This is a genomic window from Parasynechococcus sp. (assembly GCF_042954245.1).
Lineage (GTDB): Bacteria > Cyanobacteriota > Cyanobacteriia > PCC-6307 > Cyanobiaceae > Parasynechococcus.
Genome location: NZ_JBGKDP010000033.1, coordinates 1 through 2,713 on the forward strand (window position 1 = coordinate 1; position 2,713 = coordinate 2,713).

Below are 2,713 nucleotides of genomic sequence, written 5' to 3' on the forward strand. Positions count from 1 at the left end.
GTACTTGCTCATACCGGCCGGCGCCCCTCCAGGGCTCGGCTGAGGGTGACCTCATCGGCGTATTCCAGTTCACTGCCCATCGGCAGGCCGTAGGCGATCCGGCTCACCGAACAGAAGGGCTTGAGCAACCGCCCCAGATACAAGCTGGTGGTATCCCCTTCCACGCTGGGGGTGAGGGCCAGGATCACCTCACTGATCTCCTCGTTGGTGATTCGCTGCACCAATTCGGTGACATGCAGCAGCTTCGGACCAACGCCATCCATGGGTGAAATCAGGCCTCCGAGCACGTGGTAGCGCCCCTGGAATTCACGGGTGCGCTCCAGAGCCAGAAGATCGCGGGAATCGGCCACCACGCAGATCACGCCGTTGCGGCGCTCGGGGTTGCGGCAGATCTCACATTCGGGATCAGCGGAGAGGTGAAAACAGGTTTGGCACTGGCCCACCTGGGTGCGGGCCGCCAACAGGGCATCAGCGAACTGATGGATCTGCTCCTGCGGTTGGTTCAGCAGGTGCAATGCGAGCCTCTGAGCCGTGCGCGGGCCGATACCGGGTAGACGCTCGAACTGATCAATCAGCCGGGCCAACGGTTTGGTGAAGCCGCTCAGGGGTCTGCCGCCAATGTAGGAAATGTAGGAGTTGTAGAGATCATCTGCCGCAACACTGGTCACAGCCCTCAGGCCTCAACGGCAGAATGGCCCGTGGATTGATCGCCCCGCTAATGCAGCTTCTCCAGTCTTTGAGTCGCGTGATCATTTGCGGCATCCTGGCACTGGTGCTGGGGGCCTGCGCAGCGGGACCAACGGCAGGGCTGCAGTCGTACCAGAGCCCGGATGGCCGTTTCGCCTTTCTCTACCCCACCGGCTGGACCGAGGTGCAGGTGAGCAACGGACCCCGGGTGGTGTTTCACGACCTGATCCACAGCGATGAAACCGTGAGCCTGATGATCAACAAGGTGAACGAAGACAACGAGCTGAGTGAACTGGGCAGCGCCGTTGCCGTTGGCGAGCGCCTGCGCCGTGAAGTGATCGCCACCGCCGGCAGCGGCCGCACCGCCGAGCTGGTGGAAGCCCAGGAGCGTGAAGTGAATGGCCACACCTTCTACGATCTGGCATACACCGTGCACCTGGAAGACCGCGACCGCCACGAGCTGGCGACTGTGGTGGTCGACCGCGGCCGGCTTTACACCCTGGCCACCAGCGTCAACGAAGACCGCTGGGGCAAGGTGGGTGACCTCTGCGGCCGGGTGGTGCGCTCTCTGACCCTGCTGATCTGATCAGAACAGGAAACGGAAACGCCGACCGTTGGGGTCACCTGAATCGGCGCCAGTGCTCGAGTGTGCCGGCCACTCCGTATCCAGATAGCTGATGCCGTCGGCATCGAACGGAACCGCCCTCAGGCTGGAGGCCTTCAGTTCGGTGGTGCCCATGGCGGTGACCAACCCGCCCAGTTCCATTGGCCCCAGATCCGTCTCCAAGGCCTGGCCCGCAGCGGTGACCAAAGCTGGCAGGCGGATCAGATTCTGCGGTTGTTTCATCTGCTCAAACAGCCCCTTCAACGCCAGCTGCTGGCGTTCCAGCCGGCCGAAATCGCCGCGGCCGTCGTTGCGCCAACGCAGAAAACCCTCCAGATCCTTGCCCTTCAACAGCTGAGGACCTGGCTGCAGGTCGATTAACAGGTTCTGACTGCGATCGACGTAATACAAGCGCTTGGGAACATCCACTTGGATTCCCCCCACCAGGTTGGCCAGGGTTTCGATCGCATCCAGGCGCACCAGAATGTGATGGCGGACCGGGCGGTTCATCAACCGCGACAACTCCCGCTCCACCGCCTCCACACCGCCGTAGGCCATCAGCGCATTGAGCTTGATACCGCCGAAACCCTCGGCATCGATGTAGCTGTCGCGGGGGATCTGGGTGATCGTTGTGGTGGTGCCACTCACCCGTACCGTGAAGATCACATCGGTGTTACTGCCGGTGCGGTCCCGGCCCAGCACCACCACCTCCCTGGCCCCAAAGCCGGTCCAACCAGCAAAAGGGTTGGCCAGCGGCGCTGGCTGAGGCGGCGCCAACGGTTGGTCTGCCATCCTTGACGGTTTCATGTTGATCAACCGACTCAGCGGCACCGACAGGATTAGGCCGCCGCTGAGACCCACCACCACAGCAGCAACTACCGGCCAGTTGATGGCCTCGGAGGAGGCCTTAGCAGGGGGGGGTTGTGGCATGGAACACACGCTACGCAGCATCTTGGCGCGCTCGTCCCATCTCGGGTAGAGGGGTGCAGGCCTCTGTTAAACCAACGGATCGCTGATCACCATCGAGGCGCAGGGGAGCTGGCGGATCAATTGGCTGGTGCGATCGCTGCCGGGAATCGGCAGACCAGCCACCCGCCTGCGCTGGGTGTGCAGGATCACCAGATCGTGTTCGCGGCTGAGCCGATGAATGGCCCCGTCGATGCCGGGCCCCCGCACAATCACGATGTGGAACCGTTCCTCCGGAATGCCCGGCGGGCGCCAGCGGATCAGCTGCTGTTCCATCCAGTGACGGTCCTGGCCGCTGAAGCGGGGGTCGTGGACATGCAGCAGGGTGATCCGCACGTGCTGATCCTCCGGGGCTGAGTTGATCACTCGCAGCGCTAGTTCGAACTGCTCGCGGGCGCTGGCGGAGAAGTCTTTGATCGGAACGAGGATCCGGCCCAGGCCGCTCTCGGTCTCACG

3 protein-coding genes and 1 pseudogene are annotated in these 2,713 nt (G+C 63.1%); 1 reads left to right on the top strand and 3 read right to left on the bottom strand.

Annotated features, from left to right (window positions below):
• Positions 1-8: 8 nt before the first annotated feature.
• Positions 9-584 carry a recombination mediator RecR gene (gene recR, locus ACGVJ8_RS01180; protein ID WP_392345111.1) on the bottom strand — a complete coding sequence of 192 codons (576 nt, stop codon included), beginning with the start codon at positions 582-584 and terminating at the stop codon, positions 9-11.
• Positions 585-718: 134 nt separating this feature from the next.
• Between recR and psbP the strand changes: the two genes are divergently transcribed.
• Complete coding sequence (gene psbP / locus ACGVJ8_RS01185; RefSeq protein WP_392345109.1) at positions 719-1,273, top strand: photosystem II reaction center PsbP; 555 nt, start codon at positions 719-721, stop codon at positions 1,271-1,273.
• Here the strand turns inward: psbP and ACGVJ8_RS01190 are convergent, their stop codons facing one another.
• Together ACGVJ8_RS01190 and ACGVJ8_RS01195 are read right to left on the bottom strand one after the other, a co-directional pair.
• On the bottom strand, positions 1,274-2,221 hold the full coding sequence (locus ACGVJ8_RS01190; protein ID WP_392345110.1) for an LCP family protein: 948 nt from the start codon (positions 2,219-2,221) through the stop codon (positions 1,274-1,276).
• 66 nt (positions 2,222-2,287) lie between these two features.
• Positions 2,288-2,713: pseudogene (locus ACGVJ8_RS01195) on the bottom strand (cation:proton antiporter); the annotation flags it as partial.